Raw genomic sequence first — 22,129 nt, 5'->3', positions numbered from 1 at the left:
CGGCGCTTACGCCGCCGGGCGCGGGGCGGCATCGCGCACGTCGGCGTCGACAAAGGGCGCCAAACTCTCAAAGTTCGCGCGAAAGAGCTCGACCACCCGCGCCGCGGCCTGCTCATAGGCCGCGCGCGCGCCCCAGGTGCCGGCCGGGTCCAGCAGGGACGGATCGACGCCCGGCGCCGAGAGGGGCGTCTCGAGGCCGAAGTAAGGATCGCGCCGGAAGGCGACCTTGCTCAATGCGCCCTGGAGAGCGGCGCGCAGCAGGGCGCGCGTCAGGGTAATGGGCATGCGATGGCCCTCGCCATAGGCGCCGCCTGTCCAACCCGTGTTGACGAGCCAGCAGGCCACGCCGTGGCGCAAGATCCGTTCGCGCAAAAGCGCGCCATATTCGCTTGGATGACGCGGCATGAAGGGGGCGCCGAAGCAGGTTGAAAACACCGCCTGCGGCTCGCGGATCCCGGCTTCCGTCCCGGCGACCCGCGCCGTGTAGCCGGAGAGGAAATGATACATGGCCTGCGAGGGGTCGAGGCGCGCGATGGGCGGAAGCACGCCGAAGGCGTCGCAGGTCAACATGACGATGTTCCTGGGGTGCCCCGAACACCCTTGCCGCGCCGCATTGGCGATGAAGTCGAGCGGATAGGCGATGCGCGTGTTCTCCGTCTTCGAATCGTCGTCGAAGTCGACGTTTCGCGTCATCGGGTCGAATCCGACGTTTTCCAGCACGGCGCCGAAGCGTTGCGAGGCTGCGTAGATGTCCGGCTCGAACTGCGGGGACAGGTGAATCGCCTTGGCATAGCAGCCGCCCTCGAAATTGAAGAGGCCGGAGGCGCCCCAGCCATGCTCGTCGTCGCCGACGAGGGCGCGCTCGGGGTCGGCCGAAAGCGTCGTCTTGCCCGTTCCGGAGAGCCCAAAGAAGACGGCGGCGCCGCTCTCATGGTCGTTCGCGGCGCAATGCATCGGCAGCACGCCCTTCTCGGGCATCATGAAGTTGAGGAAGGTGAAGACGGACTTCTTGATCTCCCCGGCGTAACGGGTGCCACCGATGAGCGCGATTCGGCGTGTCAGGTCGAGGGCGATGACGGTTTGCGACCGGCAGCCATGCCGGGAGGGCGTGGCCCGGAAGGAGGGCAAATCAATAATCGTCAGATCAGGCTCGGCGTCCGACGGCGCGGCCGGTCTGATGAGCAGATTACGAATGAACAGCGAATGCCAGGCATATTCGCTGTAGGCGCGAATGCGCAGCCTGTGCTGCGGATCGGCGCAGCCCTGGAGGTCCTGAGCGAACAGCGCGAGGCCGTGCGCATGCGCCAGCATGTCCGCATGGAGGCGCTCGAAATGCTCTGGGGTCATCGCCTGATTGTTGTCCCACCAGACGGACGGCCCTGTCAGCGCGTCGCGGACGATGAATTTATCGGCCGGGGAGCGTCCGGTATGCGGCGCGGTCTCGACGACCAGCGCGCCGCTCCGGGCGATGGCGCCCTCGCCACGGCGGATCGCCTCCTCGTAGAGGCGGGGGGCGTCGAGGTTCCTGAAGGTGGGCCGCAGCTCGTGGAGGGATGGATGGTTGAAGGGGGCGTCCGCCGAAACCCTCATCTGCGCCGTCATCTGTCGAAACCTCGCCCGTGTGAATCTTCGGCGAAACGCGCGCTTGCGACCGGATGTTCCAGCACGGCTCTCTCTTCGGGGCGGAGCAACCCGGGCGCCTGTGCGCCAAAACCCCAGACATGGGCCCAAGCTTGAAAATGGGGATTTTGGAGTTGACAGGGGCGGGGCAAGGATCGCATATGCCGCTACCGATTGGCCGCCGCTGGCGGCTCGGTCTCACGCACAGCCGTGAGAAATGGGGGAATGTCCCGAGCGGCAAAGGGGGCGGACTGTAAATCCGCTGGCTAAGCCTTCGTAGGTTCGAGTCCTACTTCCCCCACCATTATTCCCGTCCACCATCCATAACATATTGAAATAAAAGCGGCTTCAAGAAAGCCTGATTTCGGCTCTGTCCCAAATCCCCAGCCAGCTTGTCCCAAATCTTGTCCCAGAAAAGGGCGTGAGCAAGAGAGCGCCTCAGCCCTCCCTCAACGCCTTCCGAACTTCCTCCTTCGTCACGTAGCCCCGCTCAAGATTGAACAACGTCATACCGTCCAGCCCTTCCATCCATCCGTCGTCCTCCTCACTCGTATGCGGCTTGCTTTCACCGCTTAGCAGTTCCTCAAAGGAGCGTGGCTCTATAGAAGGTCTGGTCTGTGCAAAGCTGAGTAACGGGTCTAGCTTACGCTCAACCCTGAGCATTATCTCTTTGAGTTCAGCGTTAGCGATTAACTCATCACCAGAACTAGTATTAGTCATATAATTATGCTTCTCCATTAGCGTATATGTGATCGTAATAGGACTTAACGCTAGATAGCAGTCCCTCCTCGCTTAGTATCTCCCTCACCATCTTGCCTAGCATCTTGTAAATAGACTTCTGAGGATTATACTTATCTCTTAACTTAACAACTTGGTCGTATCTCCTAAATTCTTGATTAGCCCATGATGGCTGCTTCTCAACTCTAACCTGATAGACCTCCCTCTCTTGCTCGACCTTTGCCCAACCGGCCACGATCTGGCCGACCACTCGATTTGTGAAACCGTTCCTGATCCTTGGCCCGAATACCTGGTCCCTGCGCCAAGTGTAGAGCTCGGCGACTAGGTAGAGCTTGACGATTGACAGCGGATCGCCAGCCCGCTTATGCAGGAACCAAGCAAGAATGACCTCGGCCCGTGTCCGCTGCGTCATCTGCTTCTGAACCTTCCTTGGCGGAATAGCTGAGCTAGGCGGGGCGCTGATCTCTCTTGCCGCTGACTTCAGCCAAGCGTCCACCCGCTCCTTGCCGTGCTTCTCTGCCAACCACGCAAGCATCTTGTCGCCTTCGGCAAGCATCCACTTCCGTTCCTGGCCCCTTGGCATCACCAAGAGGGGATGTCCTCTGTCCTGATGCTTGTGAGCGTGAGCTTTACAGAACTGCGAGATACCCCGCCTATGGACTTCACAGCCGGGGACGCCGCATCTAAGTCGCTCGTTTACCGCCGTTTGTTCTTTGATTGTTTGTCTGGCCCGCTTGCGCGTGGCGTCAGACTCGATTGTGTAGAGGATCACTGGTCCTGAAAATCCGTGATAGTTGGTCAGCCCAACGGGGATGAACGATGAAAACCGAACTTCACCCCCGTTTAACAACAGTCAAACCCTTGAAAACAAAGGAGAAAAATGGTCGCCTTCGACCCCTGCAATGTTAAATTTTAACAGATGTCAGTCTAACTAATTGAAAAACAAAAGCTTACCGCTCAACCCGTTCGCCTCCGCCTAACTCCGTTAACCCCCTGCAAGCCTCTGTAGACTGAGAGGGAGTGGGAAGCGTCTGTCGGCAGCGGCCATGCGGCTTAGAACTCAGGCGTCATATCGACCCAACCGCCAGCCTTCTCCATCTGCTCAGCAATTTGTTTGACCAAGTAAACCGCCTGACCTCTAACCTGAGTGTCAGTAGTAGCTTGATAAGCCTTGAACGCAGCCTCAAGCATGGCAACGGGGTCCGCTTCGTCCTTCCCCTCGCTTACCTCGTCAACGCCAGCGTTAGCAACAGGCTTAGCCTTAGCTGACCAATCCACATCCTCAACCTTATCTCCCATCGCAGAATAAATCTTAGGAAACTCAGTCTTCATCCAGTTCCTTAGTGTTCCATAGTTTATAGCCAGCTTAGTTCCCATATCACGATAAGACATATATCTAGTCTTACCTTGTCGATCTTTTCCCAATACGTTCTGCTTAGCTTCGACAAACCTTCTGAAGGCTTCCTTAAGCTCTATCTTAGTCGCCTGTAGACCATGGCTCATATTAGCCTCAGCAGCCTTCCACCGGGCCAACTCAGGCTCCAAATCTTCAACAGTCGCTTGGATTTCGACCAAGCCAAGCTTCTGATAGGCCGCCAGCCTGTGAAACCCGTCAATAAGGACAAGCATTGGCTTACTAGGGCTACGCCCATTAGCGTTGTCAACCTTCACCCTAGCAAGTCTAACAGGCGGCATGACCACGCCAGCCTTGATGGTCTCTGCATACCTATTGACTGTAGCTTGGTCAGTCTTCTGCCTAACCTGATACTCAGGGGACTGAGTGATAGTTGCTATTTCGACCGTTATGACCTCATTAGTATCAGTCTTATCAGCAGGGGCATTAGGCGTAGTGTAAGTATTAGCCGCACTATTGCTTGCAGGCTTAGCCTCATACTCACTTGTATCGGTCCTAGCTACCACTCGTTTTACATTGTTTAACTTCACCATCTAACTTATTTCCCAATCGTTATTAGCTTCATGTTTCACCTGTTTGTATCCTGCTTACTTCTTAACATAAACTTCACACTGAAAGAGGGCAGCGGACGGAAAGGAGCGCAAGCCGAGGGAAAAGGAGCCCCACAAAAGGCTTCTAGGAAGCCCGTAGAGAAGCGTTCTGTTCTCCCGCGACCCGTATTGCTCCCTCTCCCGTCTCGCTTGTCCTAACTCGCAGCCCCCACGTTCTATGCCGCCTCACGCATGGGGCGTGACCTGCCGTGGGAAGGCGGAGGTTTGTAGTTCCTAAACCTCAGTCCATGGTCGCCTTCTTCCACGGCCTTCCCGGCTGCGATACCGACCTCAGCCCTCATGCTCATAGTTGACCCTCTATAGGTCTCAACAGCATCCATAGCATCAGCCTTGCCATTCTTAAGCAACCACCTAGCAGATGCAAACAGAGGTTCACTACTTACGCCTATATGCTCACCCCTGTAGAACATATTGGCTCTACCGTGTTTAGTAGGCGTCAGGTCAATCCTGTGGGTTAGTCCTTCTGTATTGCTGTCTATTACGATCACATTGCTTAGTCTTATCATCATTCTACAGCTTAATACTCAGTGTCATTGCTACTCTTATTCTTGAAATACTTAGCGCCAGCCCCAGCAACAGAGCTAGCAATGTTCAACCCCAGCGCCACACCCGAAGGCTGAGTCTGATAGCTCATAGAGTTAATCCGATCCTGAGCTTGAGCTTGAACCATCTTCCCTTTTGAGCCGTAGGCTCCCTTGAGGTCATCCACCTTGAGGCCGTAGTTCTGTTCGTTCTCAGCTACCCTGCGAGCCTCATCAGCCATCACAGCGCCAACAGTCAGAGAGGAACCGGTGAAACCAGAAGCGCCAGCAGAGGCTAAGGCAGTCCCTTGAGCTTGCCTGCCTTGCTGGACAGCCTGTTGAGCCTCTTGCTGAGCCGTTCTCGCCTCATAGGTGAACTGCCGCCCAAGATCGCCATACTGATTGGAAGCGGCGATCCCTGCGCTCTGAGCGTTCAACGCCACGCTCTGGTTATACCTATTGGTCGCATCCCGATCGGCATTGTAACCCACGCCAGCGTGGAAGGCTTTTGTCCCTGCGTTAATGCCGAATGATAGCAAAGGTATAGCTTGTTGTATTGGCCCACACACTGTTAAGCAGCCTCTACAGAGGCCATAGCAGCCTTACAACCGGGCATAGCCTTATCAATAAGCTCAGCAATCACACTCGATACTGTAGCCTTAGTTCCATACTGCTCAGTGTAGACCTCAATCAGCCACTCAACCTTAGCCATTTGCTCAGCCGTGAGCCGAGTTCCTACATTGATCCTACCGCCCTTAACCTGCTTACGCTTATGGATACCCTTGCCAAGCTTATTGATATGCCTGTGAGCGCCAGCGAGCGCCTTAGCAACCGGGATAGGTGTATTGAGGAAGGCTACTTGGTGGAGGTCTCCACTTGTAGAGTCTAAGTTAGTTAGGTCAGTCGCAGTGTCATACTCATTGTGTAAGTCATTGTTATTCATGGTGTCAGTCATGTAGTCCTTTGTCGTGTTCCGTCCCGGAAGTTACGTTCAAGGTAGCTCCAGTGGGGAGGCGTTATCAATCCGTATGCTGACGATGCAAGCGATTGAAATTACTGCATTTGCAAGCCAGAACTTCGGAAGGGTTGTTATCAGCTCATACTGATGTGCAACTAATGTTAACTGTTTGATTTCACGAGGCAAAAATTTAACTTAACCTTTGCGTTTGTTTGGGTGCCCGACGCCTCAGCCGCTGTGTTCAAGTCTCAGCATCTCTCGCCCGAACGTCGATTGCAGACAAATGTGAAGTTCTAGGCTGTTTAGAGCCTCCGCCATCTCGGCGTAGCTCAAGGACGTTCTCGGTCCCGCTGTAAAGGCTGACCCGCATCCTTTGAAAGCACCTTATAGACCATCGCCCGCTTGCATCCGACCTTGGCGGCAATATCCGTAGCGCCCATGCCTTGCGCCCTAAGTTCCCTGATCTTGCTGTGGTCGAGCTTGGCGGGCCGTCCCTTGTAGACCCCCTCGGCCTTGGCCTTCTCAATGCCAGCCCGCTGGCGCTCTTTGATAAAGCCGAGTTCCATTTCAGCCACCATGCCCAGCACTGTGAGGACCATCTTGCCCATAGGACCGGCTGTGTTGACCTCAGGCTCAAGCACCCTCAGGCTAGCTCCCTTCTGTTCAAGCTCATGGACAAGGTTGAGAACGTCTCTGGTGGACCTCCCAAGTCTATCGAGCTTGACCACTACAAGCTGGTCGCCCGGCCTAACGAAGTCCAATATGGTCTCAAGCTCGCTGCGCCCCTCTCTGGACCGCCCTGAGACCTTCTCTTGCCGGATGACTTCGCATCCCGCCGCTTTCAATCGCTCAACCTGAGTGTCCGTCTTCTGGTCAGTGGTGCTGACTCTCGCATAGCCGATTACGGTCATTGCCCCGTCTCTCTGTGTCTACTCTGGGCTTGCCCTTGGTAGGCGTCTACTCGGAACCCGAAAAGCGTCTACGTTGGGTCCATATTGGATCAGTAGACGCAACGACTCCTGTGGTCAAGAGGCAAAGTAGACAAGTGGGCAGGCCGTTGGCAAACGAGTTTGCTTGGTCTCCATTTGCTATGAAGCTTCAGCTATCCGAGCGGATGTTAATGACCTCAACGAGGCGACCCGTCTGGGAATGCTACCTGTCCACCCAAGTAGACAACGCTGCAAATTCAATAAATTGCGCTACTTAGAAATAGGGGTGAGAAGGCATGAGTAATGCAAAAACCCTCGCTGATCAAATCGGTTGAGACACAGGACCAGTTGCTCATCCAGCGGCAACTGGGAGACGCACTACGTGGTTCGTTTGAGGCGCTAACGCTCGAAACGCTCCCTGACCAAGTCTCGTTGTTACTCTTGCAGTTGGCTCTTGCCGAGTTAATCAAGCAGATGCGAAACCCCGAAGAGGGTGAACGTTGAACCTTGAGGGCATGTTCTTAAAATGCCGGAGCCTCCAGATTTCGGCCTGTCGGAAACCCCGCAGGAGGAGTTGATCATTCAACGCAGGCTGGGGCAGGAGTTGCGCCGCTCGTTCCAGGCGATGGTAGACGAACCTTTGCCTGAGCGGATGGCATTGTTGCTTATGGAGTTGGCTTTCGCTCAATCGCTTCGAGTTCGTCCTACCCAAGAGAATGAAGCCGAAGGAGAGAAGCCCACCTCTGGCAATGCCGGGGAGGCTTGACCGCTTGGGTTGCCGCCACGTAGCTGCGCTTACGAGATTGCGAAAGCCATCTCAATCCGCACTGAACAGACCCGGCCACCCAGACGGGGGAAAAGTTTGCCTTCGGCAATAGCAAATAGGCTTTCAAATGTTCGTGACAAAAAAATGAAGATTCACAATGCAAGAGGCTGGATCAGCATGGAATGGATAAAATGGTTTCAGCAGCAATCAACCGAGGTTCGGCTGCTTCTCAGCGTCAGTTCTGTTCTACTCAATGCTGCCTTTGTCTGGATTCTATGGAGTGGGCCGAGGAGTGAAAATGAACCGCTCGCTCAAGGCCGCAAAGCAGAGGTAGGCAACATGATGGAAGCTGAGAGCAATGGTGTAACCATTTCAGGCAGCAACAATACGGTGTCGATTGGGCAAACCGGCGGCGTTACGGCTGGCACATACATCAACCAAGCCGTTCAGCCGGCCCTAAAACTGGTGGAGGAAAAGGATTTCGAGAACCAAGATGGAACTCATACAAAGGTTATTCGTGTGGCTGTTGCCTCTACTCACACGCCGGGCCGTCTTCTGATGAAAGCCTCAGGGAATGGAGTTCTATCAGGGGACGTCAACCCGATCGATGCGGGAATAGTGAACTTTAGTGGCGGTGTCGAACATGGCGGATATAAGGTTGCTATCCAAGCGCCATTCGGGAGATATGATGTCTCTGTCACAACGACGGTAAAAACACCAATAAACCTTGATTACGCCTTCGAGCGAATAGCCCGTTAGCGCTTTTCCGCTTAAAAAGAATACGAGAGCCATCCCCGTCCGCATGTAATAAACCGGGCCACCCAGACGGGGGAAAACGCCGCTTTGATCGATAGCAGATAGGCTCGGACATTTTCCATCAAAAAATGAAAGCCTTACGGAATTCAGGGGGGTTGGGCCGCATGTCCGTGGTTGAAAACGTCATCACAAGAATTGATATTCCTACGCCTACGGGAACACTCCCGCTTGAACTAAGGTCCGGCCACTCAATCATCTTGGCAGGAGCCAACGGTGCCGGAAAGACCAGACTCGGCGTCTATCTAGAGGAACGACACTCTCCGCAGGTGTTACGTCGGATCGCCGCACACCGATCATTGTCTATGTCTGATACCATATCTGCGATCACGCTCGAACGAGCACTGAAGGGATTGGCGTTCGGAAATCCTGACAACGCTAATGCAGATAATAACATGCGGCAAGCGTTCCGCTACGGCAATAAGCCAGCTGTCGCATTGCTGAACGATTTCGATTTTCTACTCCAGGCACTTTTCGCTGAGACGAGTCGAGTAGCGATCCAGCATCTTGAAGCTCATCGTACAAACCCCTGTGAGCCTACGCCAGATACTGTCTTGATCAGGCTGAAGGGTATCTGGGAGCGTTTGCTACCTCACCGCAAACTCCGCGTTCAGGAACTTGGTGTTGTCGTCACTCCGAGCGGGACTTCTGCAGGTGAATATCCCGGTTCACAGATGAGCGACGGAGAGCGAGTGATTTTCTACATGTTAGGGCAGTGTTTGCTAGCCGCCCCTAATTCAGTCATCGTCATCGATGAACCAGAACTACACATTCACAAGGCGATTCTTGGTCGGTTGTGGGACGCCATCGAAGCGGAGAGAACCGACTGCGCATTTGTCTACATCACGCACGATCTCGACTTTCTAGTAAGCCGACCCACGGCAACAAAGCTACTCGTTGCCTCCTACTCTTCCGAGCCTTGCTGGCAAATCGAAGCTTTGCCGAATGAGACGGGTTTGCCGGAACGGGTCTTGTCAGAACTGATAGGAAGCAGACAGCCAATTTTGTTTGTAGAAGGAACCAGAGGCAAGCTGGATGCTACAATCTATCAATGCGTTTTCCCTAATTACACGGTCGAGCCGATCGGCTCATGCGATGCGGTGGTACATGCCGTAACTTCATTCCGGACCAATCCAAGCTTGCATAGAATAACCGCCTTCGGAATAGTCGATGCAGATGGGCGTGACAGCGATCAGGTCAACCGATTGAGAGATTGCGGCGTCTTTGCTCTCCCCGTCGCAGAGGTAGAAAATCTCCTACTGTTACCGAAAGTCTTCAAGCAGTTAGCTTTGTCGTTACATTTCACCGAACAGCAAGCGGAGGGATTGCTAGCAGAGCTGACATCAGCGGTTATGGAGATAGCAAGCGAACAGGTAGAAGAGGTTTCCGCACGTTTCGCTGCTCGCAGGTTGGACGCCGAACTGAAAAAACTTGTCTCATCAGCGAAGACTATTGCAGCACTGAGCAATGACTTCCAGACGAACATTCAATCACTTAATCCTGAAGCCTTAGCGAGCGAATACAAAGCTCGCCTCCAGACGGCCATCAAAGCTAGCGACCTCGAAGGTGTCTTATCTCTTTACGACAACAAAGGGTTACTCAGTATCGCAGCGCGAGTTCTGAGGCTCAAAGGACGTGCTGACCTAGCTGACTTATTGAGCCGTCTATTGGCCGGCAAGGATGCACCGATTACGGCGGCAATCACAGCGGTTCTGCCTGAGATTGCTTGAGTGTGTCACTGGTAGCGTCAAATGGATGGCTGAGCGAGGCGTGAGCTTCCCCACGCCCTGCCAACCACCTTGGATCACCCAAAGCAGGTAGGACCTGCCGAAGAGAACGCCCACGCCACTAAACCCTTCTGAAACAACCGCTGCCCTGCCTTGTCATAGATAAACGGTAAACCCAATTCCTTCTCCCGTTCCTCGATCCACGGACCAAGTTCTTTCGCCTGCTCTCCTATCTCCTCAATGAAGAAGGGCTCGAAGCCTCTGATATAATCCTCGATTGTTATATATCCCCCAGCCATTTTTCGTCCTTTTGATTATTAAAGAATGTGCAGCACTTCGACAAAAGGAGCAACAGGGGCTTGTCCCCCAACGAAGCTCTAAAGGCGAAGCCTGCTTTCACTGCTACGTGCTGGAGAAAGGGAAGTCAACTAAAATATAAATAGCGTTAGTGTAATGGCTGCATAAGGGTAACAAGTTCAGGTGTGGGTCCACTTCTCATTCATTGGCTCATCTTCGTCCTCAACGCCAAGCGCCTTCTCCAGCGCCCTACTTAGAACGTCCAGCCAATACCCATTGCCGTAGCGATCCGAAATCTGGCCACGGTCATGGGCCATGATTGCATCTTGTAAGTCGGAGTCGATGAGAGCGTTCCTCAACTTGTCTTTCATCCGATGACGAGTTGAATACGCCGTGATCTTCGGATCAGCAATCTTAAGCTTCTTGCGAATGAGTTTGTTTTGAACTGCTGAAAGAGCATCCGCCCCTCTCGGTCGCCCGTAACGAGGGAACAAGGGGGCGTTAGGTAAGGCAGTGCCGCCGCCATTCCGCTTTCGAGCTTCCTCGACAGCCTCTCTGGCGCTCACCAAGGCAGGGCCAATCAAGGGAAGCACACGCTTGCTAGCGGGGGTCTTGAGCTTCGGCCTAGTTTCGTTGGGGCGTATGAAGATGTGAGGTATTTCCCCATCATGAAGCGCAACGTCTTGAACCTCCAGACCGGCAATCTCGTCTGTTCTCGCTCCTGTATAAGCCATCAGCACGGCGCAATGCTTTGCCTGTGAGTTCATCCCCTCTGATGCAGCGGCTAGATAAGCCTCTAGCTGTTCGTCCGTGAACGATTTTCGCTTCTCTCCCTTGGCCTCATGGTCTTCAAGGTAAAGCCCGCTGAAAGGGTTCTTTACATCAAGGGTATATTCCCGGATTGCATGATTGAAGACGGCCACGATGGCTTGCAAACTTCGGTTGATGCTTTCTGGTGCAAGCGCCGTCCCATCACGAGAGTCCTTGCGTCCCTTCAGATAATCTCTGAACTCACGCGCATCCCCACGACTTATATCCGTGAGCGGTTTGTCTCGCTTAAGAGACGCAAGCAAGTATCGCTCATTGCGTCGAATGTGCAGCTCGAACTGTTTCGCCTTGCTCTCTGTCCGCTTGCCGGGTGGATTTCTTTCACGGAGATAAAGGTTCACCGCATCCCTGACGGTAGGACTTGGCCGCTTAAGGCTTCCCTGTAGAGCGGCGATCTTCATGCTGGTGAAGGGATCAGGCTTGCGCTGATACTCTTCAGCCAACTGATCAGCGTAGCCAGACCGAGCATCAAGCTCGCTGTCTGAGGTTTCGCCTCGACGGAGTTTCTTGTTCTCCAATCCGAGGGAGTGCAGCCAAGAGACCGCTTCGTCAAACATTGTCAGCGCAGATGCCGAGCCGGTTTGACCAGCGAGTGATTGCTCAGCAACGAGGAAGCGTCCCTTCCATTCTTCATGAAGCCGCATGGCCATAACGAGGGCCTTGCGATGGTCTTTCGTCTTGAGTGACTGTTTAACCTCCCGCTTGCCGATGACCGGGCGGAGCTTCTCAGGGACGGCAATGCGGAAGGAGAAGGCGCCCGTCTTTGGGCTTCGCTTGAGGTAATTGGGCAGGTTCATGGAGGGGCAGGGGGCAAGGCCGCATGACGGCTAATGGACGAGCGCTTGTGCCAAATCTATGTGCCAAATCCGGCACATAAAATCAACAAATACAATGTGATCAGATACATGCTGAAGGTGCTTAGATTTATACTTCCCCCACCATCCTCTCCATCCATGGCATTCGAACGCGCCGCCTGCCGGCTTGCGCGTCTGCCTGTTTTCTCGGCAGTCACTATGTGCCTTAAAATCGGGCGCCGGCTTGAGGGGGCTATGGCAAAAAGCCAGCTTCTCCAACGAGATGAGTGTGGCACGACCATTGCTGTCCCAAGGTGACACACGTCTGGGAGGCAATCGTCGATGAGGTTGATTGTGATCTTGGCTGCCCTTGTGGCGCCTGTGAGCCTTGCAGGCGCCACGACTTATGAAGCTTCCGTCGACCGGGCGATGAGCACAGAGAGCGCCACTGTCGATTATACGGACGCGTCGGGGCGCCTGATCGGCAGCGTTACGAAAATCGGCGGGGTCACTTATTTTGCCGGGCCGGACGGCGTTCCCCTGGGCGTCGCGGAGACGGTCAACGGCAAGCGCGTCTTCAGGCGCTACTGAACGCTTGCCTCGATGATTCGGCGGCGGGGTGGGGAACGCCTCGCCCGAAGCGGCGGCCCGGCCGCGCCGCAGGCTTATTTCTTGGTTTCGCTCTTCGCGGTTGCCGCGCGGTTGCGAGAGTCGGCGGCGGCGAACCCATTGGTCGGCGGCGTGGCCGAGGCCGAGAACCCCACGAGATGGGCCGGCCGCGTCGGCGGGAGCAGCGTGGCGGCGTCGCCTGCTCGGGCGGCGGAACGCACGCCCGTGATAGGCGCGCCCAAAACTGTGCGCGCCGAGGCGCGCGCGGCGGGCGTTGCGGCGGTCAGCGTATTGAAGTTCGAGCGATCCAGCCGGGCCGGGACGAGGTCGCCCTTCTGGGCCGACGCGCGCGCGGGTTTGGCGTCTTCCGGCTCAGGCGCGGCGGAGTCCCCCGCCGGGGCATAGGCGAGCGCGGGATCATCCTGGCCCGCATGGCTTTCCGGCGAAACAGCGTCCGGCGCGAGGGCGTGGGCGGTCCTGGATTTTTGCTCGCGCTCGTTGGCGCGTTCAGGTTCAGTCGCCGCGACAAGCTTCGCAGGACGTCGGGGAGGAAGCGGGGCGCTGACATAATGACGCTTCCCCTGCTCGGAGCCTTCGTCGGCCTGGGCGTCCGTGGTCGGGCGCAGGTCCGCGGGGTCGTTGTCGAGGCTCGCCGTTTCCGTGGTTCTGTTTTCGAGTGACGCCGGGCGACCCCTCGGCGGCAATGGCACATTGGCGTAGTGGCGACGCTTCCCGTCTTCGGCGGGCGTCGCGTCGGAGATGTCTTCCGGCGGAACAGGCGCCGCTGTCTGCGCGCCGCGCGCGGGCTGGGGTGCGACGGCGACGGCGCCGGTCGCCGTCATGACAGTCTCGCCGCGCGGGAGATCGGCCTCCGCTCGGGCGATCTGCCCGCGGCCGCGCCGGCCGCCGGATTGTTCCTCGGCGCCGCCTTCTTCGCCGCCGCCGTCCTCGCCCTGCGCGCCACGCGACCCGCGCGGGGCCAGCGCGGACCATTGTTTGCGGGCGCTGGGCGGTGGGGCGGCGATCTCCGCGTCCTCGTCTTCGCCGCCTCCGCCAAACAGCGCGGCAAGAAAGCCGCCGAAACTCCTGCGGGGCGGCGCGGTGACATAGGCGCCGTTGCCCCGCGCTTCGATTTCGGCCCGGGCCTCCTCATAGCCGGGAAGCGGCTGGCCGTTCGTGGGCAGATGGACCGTTTTCCCATCCGGGAAAAGCCGGACAAGCTGTTCATAGGTCATGCGCGGCCAGGCGCGCACATTGCCCACGTCGAGATGAACGAAGGGCGTGTTGGCGTTGGGATAATAGCCGACGCCCCCGCGCTGCATCCTCATCCCGATCTCGCGGACCTGGGACATCGGCATGCCGGGCATGGTCGTGTCCATCGCCTTCCCGAGCATGTGCTGGGAGTATTTGGCGACCGCGCGAGAGCGGGCGCGCAGCATGGCGTTGGTTTCGGGAGAGCGATAGGCGGAGACGACGTTGATGACCTGATTTCCCGCCCCCGCGTTGCGATAGGCCTCCCAGACCACGTCGAACAGGCGGGGGTCCATGTTTGTCGGCTCGTCGCGTCGCCAATCGCGCAGGAACCAGTTCAACTGTTCGAGGACCCGGCTGTCATACTGTCCATTGACCAGATAGGTCGCGGCGATGTCCTCGCCGGTATGGGCGTGATGGAGATAGATGGTTCGGGTGTCGCCATTGGCGACGGCGGTTTCCGTGGCGCCCGGGATCAGGGTGAGAGCCAGCGCGGCGAGACAGCCCAGCGCAAGCGAAACCGGCGATTTTGAATAGCGTTGGTCGCTATCGCGAGACGTCGTCAATAGGATCGCTTCCCAGGCTGGCTTGAAGCGAAGCCCCGCCAGGCTCTGCCCAAGACTGTGCTCCATCCCTTGCCCTTCGTGGCGGCTGACAGCCGCCCGGCGGACACTTCCGCGCTCGGCGGAAATTGTTTTCTTCGACCTCGATCGTGGCGCGGCCTTGTGTCGGCCCCGGCGGAGCGCCGGGCCGCCAAGCACACGGCCCCAAACGCCCTTAGCGCTAGGTTAACATCATGGCGAAAAATAGCCAGACAGGCAGGCGGATGCGTGGCGCGCTTCCCGTTACCGCGCGTCCACGGGCAGGAATTTCGCGCTGAGGATCGGCTGCGAGCCAGGAATCATCCCGTAGAGGGGGGCGGCGTCCCTGGCCGTGAAGGCCTCGGATGGCGGGCGGCGCGGCGGCAGGGGCGGATTCTCGATGAGCGGAGCCGAGCGCGGAATCGTCGTCGCGGGATCGGAGCGGGCGACGGTGTCCGACAGGGTGCGGTTCTGGGGAAGGTTTTCGCGATCCGCGACCGCGATCCGGATGGAGGCCGCCGGCTGCTGGCCGGCTGGAGCGGACAGCGCGCTGGCGACGGCGGTCTGGACCCGGCTGGCGAGATCGCTGAAGGGATTGATCGTGGCCGTGGCGGCGGGCGCCGGCGACCTGACCGGCCGCGCGCTGGCGACGGCGGTGGGCGGCGCCTGCCGCTGCCTGCGGCTCGCGATCAGGACCGGATTGTCGCCCTCGCAATTGCGCATGCCCAACGCAATCAGCTCGTTGCCGCGCAGCACCCTGTATTCGCGCGTCAGATAACCGAGCCGCTGCTGCACGGCCGAAGGGTAGGAGGCGAAGAGCTTGGCCGAAATGCCGAGATCCGTCTCCCTGGTGATCGCGTTATAGGCCTGATGAAACTTGATCTGGGAATCGGGATAGACGCAGACGTTGGGGAGGCTGAGCGCGAGGGTGCAGGCCGAGCGGCACTCATGGAGCCGCACGTCGCGATTCTCGCGGCGGTATTGTTCGGTCTGAGCCTCATAGTCGCTGACGAGGCCGCCGACGTCCTTGTAGACGATCACGGGGGCAGGCGCCGGCGGCGGCGAAAGATATCCCAAGACGCACCTCTACTCTTCTGGACGCAACGCCTGGGGAATCTTCACCATGTCGTGGTGAACAAGATCTTAAAGAGCGATCAGCTCCTTATGCCCACGCGGAGGCCCGGCGAGGGTCGTTCTTGCAGAACATTGCGGCGAAAATGAAATAGAGCCGCCGGGCGACCGCCGGTCCGCAAGGACATCTCGCCCGTGGGTTCGACGATTGCAGACGTTTCCACCAGCCGGCGGAAATTCTGCTTGTGGAGATGGCGCCCGGCGATGGCCTCAACTGTTCGTTGCAGTTCGGTCAGCGTAAAGGCCGCGGGCATGAGTTCGAAGATCACGGGCCGATACTTCATTTTGGCGCGCAAACGGCCCATGGCGGTCGCGAGAATGCGCCGGTGGTCATGCCGCATCGGCGCTCCCAGCGGCTCGAGGGCGCCCCGCCGCGCCGCGGCTTCGCGGCCGTCCCGCAAGGCCTCCTCGATCATGCCCGCTTCATAGAGCAATTCATATCGCTCGAGGACGTTCTCCTCGTTGAAGCCGCGCGCGCCGAAGAGCAGTTCGACGCGCTGGCGGCGCGACAGCCCCGAGGATGAAATCGCTTCCGGCGCTTCCGTCACCCAGCCGGCGAGGCCGGGACGGATGCTCGATTCGATGAGCTCCGGGCGGCCGTTGCGCCAGTCCTCCCAGGGGAAGAAGTCGTACCAGCTCCGCCAGGCGCCGAAGGCTCCGCGCTGTGCGTCTTCGCCGATTCGGGTCAGGGCGAGATAGCCCACCGAGACGACGTGCGGATCGCGGTCGCCGGCGCGGGCGTGCCGGCCCCGGTCGCCAAACGTATAAAGCTGCTCGACATAGCCGAGCGGCGCGCCGGTCTGCTCGGCGACCCAGGCGCGCAGGCCGATTTCGAACGTGCGGTGGCGGATGGGGTCGAACGGCCCGGAGGGAAGGGCGGCTTCGGCGTTCTTGTCTCGCGCGGGGGCGGTCAGGATGAGCGGGGCGTCTCCCCCCACCGCCACGATCGCCGCCGTCAGGCCGATTTCAACGGGCGGGGACAACATCTGGCGTGGGGCGCTGGCGCTCGCTTCGATCAGGCCAGCTCAAGCGCGAAAGGCGCCCCCTCGAAACAGTCCGCCCCGCGCCCGATGGCGGCGATGGCGGCGACCATGCGGCCTTCGCGGCCCAGGCGGCGGTCAGCCAGCGCGACCAGGCGCCGATTCGGCGTGGCGGTCGGCGAGATGCGGCGAAGCTCCCGCGCAAGTTCGAATTCGCAGCGCTGGGGGGCGAGGGCGCAGGCGGCCACATAGGCGGCGGCGGGCGACCGGCTGACGCCGGCATAGCAATGAATGACCATGGGATCGGTCTGATCCCACTCCTCCATGAAGGCGAGGAGCCGGTCGATATGCTCTTCGCCGGGCAGGATATGCCCGTTCAAGGCCGTGTCGATGTCCGAGACGGCGATCCGCAGATGGCGCTCGCGGGCGATTCCACAGGGGCGCACGAGGGAGGCGCCGGCGGTCAGGATTGTCACGAGCGAGCGCGCCCCGCTCGCCCGCACCGTGTCGACCACCTTGGTCATGGAACAGACGTACAGTCGCCCGCTCGACATCTAAACCCTCTTGGTCGTCAACTAGCCGCGATCAATCTCAAGGAAACGGGCGAGGAAACGCGCCTGCGTCGACTCCACGGCGGTTGGCGTCATCTCGTCCGTCAGGGCCTGCGGCGAGATCGCAGGGAGGCCGAAAATGCGCTCTGCCTCGCGCCGTGTAAAGCCTGCGAGAGACACCGCCTCGAAAAAAGCGGCCGCGCGGTCCGCCTGTTTGGCCAGTTTCAGCGTCGCCTGCGCCGGGGCGGGCGGAAGCGAAAAGCGCAGCATGATCGCCTCCAATATTCTGTTTTCAACGGATTTATAAGCGTCGCCGATGACCGCCTTGAACGGCGAGATCATGTCCCCGATGACATATTCGGGGGCGTCGTGGAGCAGCATGAAGAGGCGCTCGGCCCGCCCGACGGAGGGTTGTATTTCGGCCGCGATCCTCTCAACCAGCAAACTGTGCTGCGCAACCGAGAAGATATGCGGCCCGATGGTCTGGCCGTTCCAGCGCGCGACCCGGGCGAGGCCGTGGGCGATATCCCCGATTTCGATATCGAGCGGGGAAGGATCGAGCAGATTGAGCCGGCGGCCGGACAGCATGCGCTGCCAGGCCCTCGGCGGGGCGTCCCTGGAGAGGCGTTTCGGGGCGGATGAAAAGGTCATCGGCTCTTCGTCCGCAGGTGGCAGTCCACAAGATGGTCGTTCACCATCCCGACCGCCTGCATGAAGGCATAGACAATTGTCGGGCCGCAGAACTTGAAGCCCCTGGCTTTCAGATCGCTCGACAGGCGCAGCGAAACCGGGCTCTGGGTGGGAATGTCTCCGATCCGCCTGGGATGATTCACGATCGGCTCGCCGTCGACGAAGTCCCAGATGTAATGCGCAAAACCGCGCGATGCCTCGATGTCGAGCCAGGCTTGCGCCGACAGGATCGCGCCTTCGATTTTGGCGCGGTTGCGCACGATCCCCTCATTTTGCATCAACGATTGCACGCGGGCGCCGTCAAAACGGGCGACGGCGGCGGGATCGAACCCTTCGAAGGCGCTCCGGAAGGCGTCTCTCTTGCGCAGAATGGTGATCCAGGACAGCCCCGCCTGAAAGCCGTCGAGAATCAGTTTCTCGAACAGCGCGCGGCTGTCCCTTTCAGGTCGTCCCCATTCGTTGTCATGATAGGCGACATAGAGCGGGTCGCGCCCCGGCCAGGGGCAGCGGGACAGGCCGTCCTCGTGCAGGAGCACGCAATCTCCCCAACTTGCAGGTTGTTCCCGGGTCGGCGGCAAGACCTTTGCACTCCATGGTGGCCAGATCGAGCGCTTTATGACGCGTTCAGATTGCGTTCACAACCGTGTTGGGACTATCGTTGCGCCGCCGCTGGACGCATCGTCGCAGCCATATGGCGCGCTGCGTGCTTGATCGCGCCTGTCAAGTCGCCGCCACATACCTCAGCGGCTTCCATAAGGGAGATTTATATGGTGATCCGTCTTTTTGTTTCCCGCGCTGCGGTGGGTCTCTTCGCCATGGGCCTCGGCGTGGCCGTTTCGGGCGAAGCCTTCGCCCAGGCCAATGTGCTGAAGGAATGCGGATCTCGTTATCAGGCGAAGAAGGCCGCCAATGAACTCGGCGGCCAGAGCTGGCAGGAGTTTCTGAAGGAGTGCCGCGCGACCCTGGCCGAACCGGCGCCTGCGGCGGAAGCCAAGCCCGCGGAAGCCAAGCCGGCTGAAACCGCCGCGCCGGCCGAAGCCGCGAAGCCCGCCGAAGCTGCGAAGCCCGCGGAGACTGCCGCGCCCGCCGAGGCGGCGAAGCCTGCGGAAGCGGTGAAGCCCGCGGAGACCGCCAAGCCCGCCGAGCCGGCGAAGCCTGTTGATGCGAAGGCCGCCACTCAGGCGCGCCAGAAAAAATGCGCCGCCGAGTGGAAGGCCCAGAAGGCCGAACTGCTGAAGAACGACAAGAAGCTGACTTGGCCGAAGTTCTGGAGCGCCTGCAACAAGCGCCTGAAGGAAGCTGGCGAGTAACAACCGGAAATCTGTTTCGACGCGCCCGGCGGAGCTTTTCGCCGGGCGCTTTTTTGATCAGGACCGATCTTGCCCGTCGCCCGCGTTCATGTCACAGGACGGGCGACGCGCGTATCAAGGAGGCGGGAGTGGAAAAAGGCGAATTGCGAAAGCTGCAGGCGTTTTTGCGCCGCTCCTTCGGCAATGACGACATCCGCGTCGCGCTCGATCCCAAAAATACGGAGACCGCCGCCGTGCATCTCGGCGAGCGCAAGATTGCATCGCTCTCCGTCGACGATGAGGACGGCGACCGCTCTTTTGCCTTCGAGATGAAGCTGCCTGTCGGGCGGGAAGTGCTGCAGTCTTATCTGCGCAAACTCTTCGAGAACGACCGTCTGACCATCGCCGCGCGCGGCCGCAAGACCGATTCGGTGGAGCTCAACAGCGACGGCGAGTTCCTCGGCGTGATTTCCGCCGACGACGCCAAGCTTTCGAGCTTCACGCTGCAGATGGCGATTCTGGATTTCGATCTCGAAGAAGAGTGACCGTCAGCGGGCCGGGCGCACTGCAAGACGCTGCATGCGCGCGAGCAAGGCTCGCGCGCCCTCATAAAGCGCGTCCCAGTGGTCCAGCAACTCCGGCGGATAGCGCAACTCCACTTCGAGCGCGCCAGTGCGGAAAATGGACAGACAGCCCTCGCCCGGCGCGCCGAGTTGCGCCTTGGGACAGCGCGCGAAGAACTCGCGGCCATCCGGCGGCGCCAGGAACAATTCCTCCGAATCATAAGGCGAGTCCGGCTCGAAGCGCCGTAACACCAGGCCGCTTGGTCCCTCCAGAGTTTCCGAGGTGAGAAAGCGCGCGTAAAGTTTGGCGGGCCGGTCCTGCGGATCGAGCCCTTCTTCAACCGGCGTGACGGTGACCTTGACCAGCGGCGCACGCGCTTTCCCAACAGGCGCGGTGAAGCGGGGGTAGGAGGCGAGGAACGCCAGACGGTCGGCGAGACCGCCCGCCGCTGTCACCTCGTCTCGCGCATAAGCGCGCTCATAGGCGAGCTTCATGCCGGCGAGTTCCGCGCGCACGAGACGAGCAGGGCTGTCGTCGCGCGTCAGCGACGCCAGCGCGGCGCCGGCCACGGCCGCCAGCAGCAACAAGGCGATGGCCCGTTTCATCGAAATGGCGTCGGACGACGTGCGGGGATCAGCTCTTCACCCGCCATTCGCCGTTGTCGCGGCACGCCTGGCCCCTGGCTTCCTTCGGCCGACCATTCACAAAGATGCGGTGGGCGTACTCACGGCAAACGCCATTTTCAGCCCCCGGCGTGACAATGCCATAGGCCCCACGCTCTCCGCGCCAGCTCTTGCGCGTTCCGGATGAGACCGCCTCGTGCTGGGCGGCGATCGCGGCGGCGCGATCCTTCTCGTCGAGCGATTGGCCGATCGGGCCGTCGAGAACGCCGGGCGCGGGCGGCGGCGGGGGAGCGGCGACCACGACAGGCGTCGGCGCCGGCGGCGCCGTGGAACTGCAGGCGCCGAGGGCGGCGAGGGTGGAGAGAAGGGCGATCGTCAGGGTCGCTTGTGCGCGCGGCATCGACAACTCCCGTTCAAGGTTCAGGTTGCGCTGTCATGCCGGATGGGGCGCCGGCTGTCAAAACCCCGGCAGGCGGAGCCGCGCGCGCAATCCGCCGCATGGGCTGTCGTCCAGTTCGAGGCGCCCGCCATAGGCCGCCGCGAGATCGACCACGATCGAGAGGCCGAGTCCGGAGCCCGGTTTGGTTTCGTCGAGCCTGCGTCCGCGTTCGGTCGCCTGCGCGCGCAGATTCGGCGCGAGGCCGGGGCCGTCGTCGTCGATGGTGACGATGAGCGCGCTGCGGTTCAGGTGTTCGCCCGGCTCGACGGCGGCGGCGAGGGCGACGCGCTCTCTGGCCCATTTTCCTGCATTGTCGAGCAAATTGCCGATCATCTCTTCCAGATCCTGGCGCTCCCCGAGGAATTTCAGCTCCGGATCGACCTCGCCGGAAAACGCCACGCCGCGCTCGCCGTAAATTTTGGTGAAGGTGCGCAAAAGGCCTTCCACGCAGGGGGCGACGGGGGTCGCCGTTCCCAGCGCGCCGCCGCGCGCCGCCGCGCGGGCGCGATCGAGATAGAAAGAAATCTGGTCGCGCATGATGCGCGCCTGCTCATTGACTTTTTCGGCAAGCGGCGAGGGCGCCGCATCCGCTTCGTTCACCATCACGCTGAGCGGCGTTTTCAGGGCGTGAGCAAGATTGCCGACCTGAGTGCGCGCGCGTTCGAGAATGTCGCGATTGGCGCCGATGAGCAGGTTGAGCTCGCCGGCAAGCGGCGCAATCTCGTTCGGATAGGCGCCGGTAATATGGTCGCGCTCGCCGCGTCGTATGGAGACCAGTTCACGCTGGAGCAGGCGCAAGGGCCGCAGGCCGAACCGCACCTGAAAGGCCGCGACGCCGGCAAGCGCGATCGCCAGCGCGGCGAAGGCGATGATCAGCTCGAATTGGAAGCGCGCGGTCTGCTCTTCCATTTCCTCGGTGCTGGCTGCGACTTGAATAAGATAAACGCCCATGTCGCCGGCGTCGATCACGCGTTCGACGATCCGCAGCCGACGTCCGTCGGGTCCCCGGGCGTCGCCGCGACGCGAGCCGCCGACTCCCGCTTGCACGCCGAGATCGGACAGCTTGGGCAGGCGCTCGGCGAAGAGCGAGCGCGACGCCTTGATCTCATGCGCGGAATCGTCCATCCGCGTGATCTGCCAATACCAGCCCGAACCGGGCAGCTCGAATTGCGGATCGCCGAGCTGGCCCGGACCCGTCCGGCCCTCCTGTCCGGATTCCGATACGTCCGCGACGATGGCGCGGAGATAGACGTCGAGCCGCCGCTCGAAAATCTCTTCGGCCTCGCGACGGTAATAGGCCGTGAAGAACATGCTGGCGATGAGCAGCACGACCGAGCTCAGCGCGGCCGCCGTCAGAAAGAGCCGCGTGGCGATGGAGCGGCTGATGAAGCGCGGCAGGCGCATG

Annotated in this window: 26 protein-coding genes and 1 tRNA gene; 8 read left to right on the top strand and 19 right to left on the bottom strand. The window is 59.7% G+C overall.

Annotation, left to right across the window (positions count from 1 at the left end):
* Nucleotides 1–6: 6 nt before the first annotated feature.
* On the bottom strand, nt 7–1,602 hold the full coding sequence (locus tag ACR652_RS25720; protein ID WP_434509318.1) for a phosphoenolpyruvate carboxykinase: 1,596 nt from the start codon (nt 1,600–1,602) through the stop codon (nt 7–9).
* Between the two features lie 237 nt (nt 1,603–1,839).
* On the opposite strand from ACR652_RS25720, the gene ACR652_RS25715 reads away from it, so the two are divergent.
* Nucleotides 1,840–1,924: transfer RNA gene (locus ACR652_RS25715), tRNA-Tyr, on the top strand.
* A 134-nt stretch (nt 1,925–2,058) separates the two neighbouring features.
* Here the strand turns inward: ACR652_RS25715 and ACR652_RS25710 are convergent.
* From ACR652_RS25710 to ACR652_RS25680, 7 genes are all read right to left on the bottom strand, one after another.
* Nucleotides 2,059–2,340 (bottom strand): hypothetical protein, encoded by a 282-nt coding sequence (locus ACR652_RS25710; RefSeq protein ID WP_434509317.1) that lies wholly within the window; start codon nt 2,338–2,340, stop codon nt 2,059–2,061.
* 4 nt (nt 2,341–2,344) lie between these two features.
* Entirely contained in the window at nt 2,345–2,914 is a 570-nt protein-coding gene (locus tag ACR652_RS25705) for a hypothetical protein (protein WP_434509316.1), read from the bottom strand.
* Between the two features lie 497 nt (nt 2,915–3,411).
* On the bottom strand, nt 3,412–4,305 hold the full coding sequence (locus ACR652_RS25700) for a ParB/RepB/Spo0J family partition protein (RefSeq protein WP_434509315.1): 894 nt from the start codon (nt 4,303–4,305) through the stop codon (nt 3,412–3,414).
* 233 nt (nt 4,306–4,538) lie between these two features.
* Nucleotides 4,539–4,892, bottom strand: a complete 354-nt coding sequence (locus ACR652_RS25695) for a hypothetical protein (RefSeq protein WP_434509314.1) — start codon at nt 4,890–4,892, stop codon at nt 4,539–4,541.
* An 8-nt stretch (nt 4,893–4,900) separates the two neighbouring features.
* Nucleotides 4,901–5,443: a virion core protein, T7 gp14 family gene (locus ACR652_RS25690; RefSeq protein ID WP_434509313.1), complete on the bottom strand. Its 543-nt coding sequence runs from the start codon at nt 5,441–5,443 to the stop codon at nt 4,901–4,903.
* 32 nt (nt 5,444–5,475) lie between these two features.
* Nucleotides 5,476–5,859, bottom strand: a complete 384-nt coding sequence (locus ACR652_RS25685; protein WP_434509312.1) for a hypothetical protein — start codon at nt 5,857–5,859, stop codon at nt 5,476–5,478.
* Between the two features lie 332 nt (nt 5,860–6,191).
* A complete protein-coding gene (locus tag ACR652_RS25680) occupies nt 6,192–6,773 on the bottom strand; it encodes a recombinase family protein (protein WP_434509311.1) in 582 nt (193 codons plus the stop codon).
* A 321-nt stretch (nt 6,774–7,094) separates the two neighbouring features.
* Between ACR652_RS25680 and ACR652_RS25675 the strand changes: the two genes are divergently transcribed.
* The 4 genes from ACR652_RS25675 (at nt 7,095) to ACR652_RS25660 (ending at nt 10,100) form a co-directional block, all read left to right on the top strand.
* A complete protein-coding gene (locus ACR652_RS25675; RefSeq protein ID WP_434509310.1) occupies nt 7,095–7,295 on the top strand; it encodes a hypothetical protein in 201 nt (66 codons plus the stop codon).
* 22 nt (nt 7,296–7,317) lie between these two features.
* Nucleotides 7,318–7,557: a NepR family anti-sigma factor gene (locus ACR652_RS25670; protein ID WP_434509309.1), complete on the top strand. Its 240-nt coding sequence runs from the start codon at nt 7,318–7,320 to the stop codon at nt 7,555–7,557.
* Between the two features lie 144 nt (nt 7,558–7,701).
* A complete protein-coding gene (locus tag ACR652_RS25665; protein ID WP_434509308.1) occupies nt 7,702–8,316 on the top strand; it encodes a hypothetical protein in 615 nt (204 codons plus the stop codon).
* Between the two features lie 161 nt (nt 8,317–8,477).
* A complete protein-coding gene (locus ACR652_RS25660; RefSeq protein ID WP_434509307.1) occupies nt 8,478–10,100 on the top strand; it encodes a DUF4435 domain-containing protein in 1,623 nt (540 codons plus the stop codon).
* A gap of 74 nt (nt 10,101–10,174) precedes the next feature.
* Here the strand turns inward: ACR652_RS25660 and ACR652_RS25655 are convergent, their stop codons facing one another.
* Both ACR652_RS25655 and ACR652_RS25650 read right to left on the bottom strand, forming a co-directional pair.
* On the bottom strand, nt 10,175–10,396 hold the full coding sequence (locus ACR652_RS25655) for a hypothetical protein (RefSeq protein ID WP_434509306.1): 222 nt from the start codon (nt 10,394–10,396) through the stop codon (nt 10,175–10,177).
* A 177-nt stretch (nt 10,397–10,573) separates the two neighbouring features.
* On the bottom strand, nt 10,574–12,019 hold the full coding sequence (locus ACR652_RS25650) for a DUF6538 domain-containing protein (protein ID WP_434509305.1): 1,446 nt from the start codon (nt 12,017–12,019) through the stop codon (nt 10,574–10,576).
* A 351-nt stretch (nt 12,020–12,370) separates the two neighbouring features.
* Here ACR652_RS25650 and ACR652_RS25645 point away from each other — a divergent pair, with 351 nt between their 5' ends.
* On the top strand, nt 12,371–12,607 hold the full coding sequence (locus ACR652_RS25645; RefSeq protein ID WP_434509304.1) for a hypothetical protein: 237 nt from the start codon (nt 12,371–12,373) through the stop codon (nt 12,605–12,607).
* A gap of 74 nt (nt 12,608–12,681) precedes the next feature.
* Here ACR652_RS25645 and ACR652_RS25640 read toward each other — a convergent pair whose 3' ends face one another.
* The 6 genes from ACR652_RS25640 to ACR652_RS25615 form a co-directional block, all read right to left on the bottom strand.
* Nucleotides 12,682–14,508, bottom strand: a complete 1,827-nt coding sequence (locus ACR652_RS25640) for a DUF882 domain-containing protein (RefSeq protein ID WP_434509303.1) — start codon at nt 14,506–14,508, stop codon at nt 12,682–12,684.
* Between the two features lie 213 nt (nt 14,509–14,721).
* Nucleotides 14,722–15,534: a hypothetical protein gene (locus ACR652_RS25635; RefSeq protein ID WP_434509302.1), complete on the bottom strand. Its 813-nt coding sequence runs from the start codon at nt 15,532–15,534 to the stop codon at nt 14,722–14,724.
* Nucleotides 15,535–15,611: 77 nt separating this feature from the next.
* A complete protein-coding gene (locus tag ACR652_RS25630; protein ID WP_434509301.1) occupies nt 15,612–16,574 on the bottom strand; it encodes an NUDIX hydrolase in 963 nt (320 codons plus the stop codon).
* 29 nt (nt 16,575–16,603) lie between these two features.
* Nucleotides 16,604–17,122: a tyrosine phosphatase family protein gene (locus ACR652_RS25625; RefSeq protein ID WP_434509300.1), complete on the bottom strand. Its 519-nt coding sequence runs from the start codon at nt 17,120–17,122 to the stop codon at nt 16,604–16,606.
* A 21-nt stretch (nt 17,123–17,143) separates the two neighbouring features.
* Nucleotides 17,144–17,770, bottom strand: a complete 627-nt coding sequence (locus ACR652_RS25620; protein ID WP_434509299.1) for a hydrolase — start codon at nt 17,768–17,770, stop codon at nt 17,144–17,146.
* Nucleotides 17,767–18,345 carry a DNA-3-methyladenine glycosylase I gene (locus ACR652_RS25615; protein WP_434509298.1) on the bottom strand — a complete coding sequence of 193 codons (579 nt, stop codon included), beginning with the start codon at nt 18,343–18,345 and terminating at the stop codon, nt 17,767–17,769. The genes ACR652_RS25620 and ACR652_RS25615 overlap by 4 nt, the downstream gene beginning before the upstream one ends.
* A 231-nt stretch (nt 18,346–18,576) precedes the next feature.
* Here ACR652_RS25615 and ACR652_RS25610 point away from each other — a divergent pair, with 231 nt between their 5' ends.
* Nucleotides 18,577–19,119 (top strand): hypothetical protein, encoded by a 543-nt coding sequence (locus tag ACR652_RS25610; protein ID WP_434509297.1) that lies wholly within the window; start codon nt 18,577–18,579, stop codon nt 19,117–19,119.
* Nucleotides 19,120–19,247: 128 nt separating this feature from the next.
* Nucleotides 19,248–19,643, top strand: coding sequence for a DUF3126 family protein (locus ACR652_RS25605; RefSeq protein ID WP_434509296.1), 396 nt, complete (start codon nt 19,248–19,250; stop codon nt 19,641–19,643).
* A gap of 3 nt (nt 19,644–19,646) precedes the next feature.
* Here ACR652_RS25605 and ACR652_RS25600 read toward each other — a convergent pair whose 3' ends face one another.
* The 3 genes from ACR652_RS25600 to ACR652_RS25590 are packed head-to-tail and all read right to left on the bottom strand — an operon-like array spanning nt 19,647 to nt 22,128.
* On the bottom strand, nt 19,647–20,267 hold the full coding sequence (locus tag ACR652_RS25600) for a hypothetical protein (protein WP_434509295.1): 621 nt from the start codon (nt 20,265–20,267) through the stop codon (nt 19,647–19,649).
* A 28-nt stretch (nt 20,268–20,295) separates the two neighbouring features.
* Complete coding sequence (locus ACR652_RS25595; RefSeq protein ID WP_434509294.1) at nt 20,296–20,685, bottom strand: hypothetical protein; 390 nt, start codon at nt 20,683–20,685, stop codon at nt 20,296–20,298.
* Nucleotides 20,686–20,742: 57 nt separating this feature from the next.
* Nucleotides 20,743–22,128, bottom strand: a complete 1,386-nt coding sequence (locus ACR652_RS25590; RefSeq protein WP_434509293.1) for an ATP-binding protein — start codon at nt 22,126–22,128, stop codon at nt 20,743–20,745.
* Nucleotide 22,129: the final 1 nt, after the last annotated feature.

Source organism: Methylocystis sp., from assembly GCF_051061225.1.
In the GTDB taxonomy this organism is placed as follows: Bacteria; Pseudomonadota; Alphaproteobacteria; order Rhizobiales; family Beijerinckiaceae; genus Methylocystis.
Note: the sequence above shows the minus strand (reverse complement) of the source record. Positions and strands in the feature narration are given on the sequence as shown.

Coding starts and splice junctions, on each gene's coding strand:
- ACR652_RS25595 (WP_434509294.1), bottom strand. CDS start 20,685: ATGCCGCGCGCACAAGCGACCCTGACGATCGCCCTTCTCTCCACCCTC.
- ACR652_RS25600 (WP_434509295.1), bottom strand. CDS start 20,267: ATGAAACGGGCCATCGCCTTGTTGCTGCTGGCGGCCGTGGCCGGCGCC.
- ACR652_RS25630 (WP_434509301.1), bottom strand. CDS start 16,574: ATGTTGTCCCCGCCCGTTGAAATCGGCCTGACGGCGGCGATCGTGGCG.
- ACR652_RS25620 (WP_434509299.1), bottom strand. CDS start 17,770: ATGACCTTTTCATCCGCCCCGAAACGCCTCTCCAGGGACGCCCCGCCG.
- ACR652_RS25655 (WP_434509306.1), bottom strand. CDS start 10,396: ATGGCTGGGGGATATATAACAATCGAGGATTATATCAGAGGCTTCGAG.
- ACR652_RS25660 (WP_434509307.1), top strand. CDS start 8,478: ATGTCCGTGGTTGAAAACGTCATCACAAGAATTGATATTCCTACGCCT.
- ACR652_RS25650 (WP_434509305.1), bottom strand. CDS start 12,019: ATGAACCTGCCCAATTACCTCAAGCGAAGCCCAAAGACGGGCGCCTTC.
- ACR652_RS25710 (WP_434509317.1), bottom strand. CDS start 2,340: ATGACTAATACTAGTTCTGGTGATGAGTTAATCGCTAACGCTGAACTC.
- ACR652_RS25640 (WP_434509303.1), bottom strand. CDS start 14,508: ATGGAGCACAGTCTTGGGCAGAGCCTGGCGGGGCTTCGCTTCAAGCCA.
- ACR652_RS25700 (WP_434509315.1), bottom strand. CDS start 4,305: ATGGTGAAGTTAAACAATGTAAAACGAGTGGTAGCTAGGACCGATACA.
- ACR652_RS25720 (WP_434509318.1), bottom strand. CDS start 1,602: ATGACGGCGCAGATGAGGGTTTCGGCGGACGCCCCCTTCAACCATCCA.
- ACR652_RS25670 (WP_434509309.1), top strand. CDS start 7,318: ATGCCGGAGCCTCCAGATTTCGGCCTGTCGGAAACCCCGCAGGAGGAG.
- ACR652_RS25665 (WP_434509308.1), top strand. CDS start 7,702: ATGAAGATTCACAATGCAAGAGGCTGGATCAGCATGGAATGGATAAAA.
- ACR652_RS25625 (WP_434509300.1), bottom strand. CDS start 17,122: ATGTCGAGCGGGCGACTGTACGTCTGTTCCATGACCAAGGTGGTCGAC.
- ACR652_RS25610 (WP_434509297.1), top strand. CDS start 18,577: ATGGTGATCCGTCTTTTTGTTTCCCGCGCTGCGGTGGGTCTCTTCGCC.
- ACR652_RS25590 (WP_434509293.1), bottom strand. CDS start 22,128: ATGCGCCTGCCGCGCTTCATCAGCCGCTCCATCGCCACGCGGCTCTTT.
- ACR652_RS25705 (WP_434509316.1), bottom strand. CDS start 2,914: ATGCTTGCCGAAGGCGACAAGATGCTTGCGTGGTTGGCAGAGAAGCAC.
- ACR652_RS25695 (WP_434509314.1), bottom strand. CDS start 4,892: ATGATGATAAGACTAAGCAATGTGATCGTAATAGACAGCAATACAGAA.
- ACR652_RS25675 (WP_434509310.1), top strand. CDS start 7,095: ATGCAAAAACCCTCGCTGATCAAATCGGTTGAGACACAGGACCAGTTG.
- ACR652_RS25685 (WP_434509312.1), bottom strand. CDS start 5,859: ATGACTGACACCATGAATAACAATGACTTACACAATGAGTATGACACT.
- ACR652_RS25680 (WP_434509311.1), bottom strand. CDS start 6,773: ATGACCGTAATCGGCTATGCGAGAGTCAGCACCACTGACCAGAAGACG.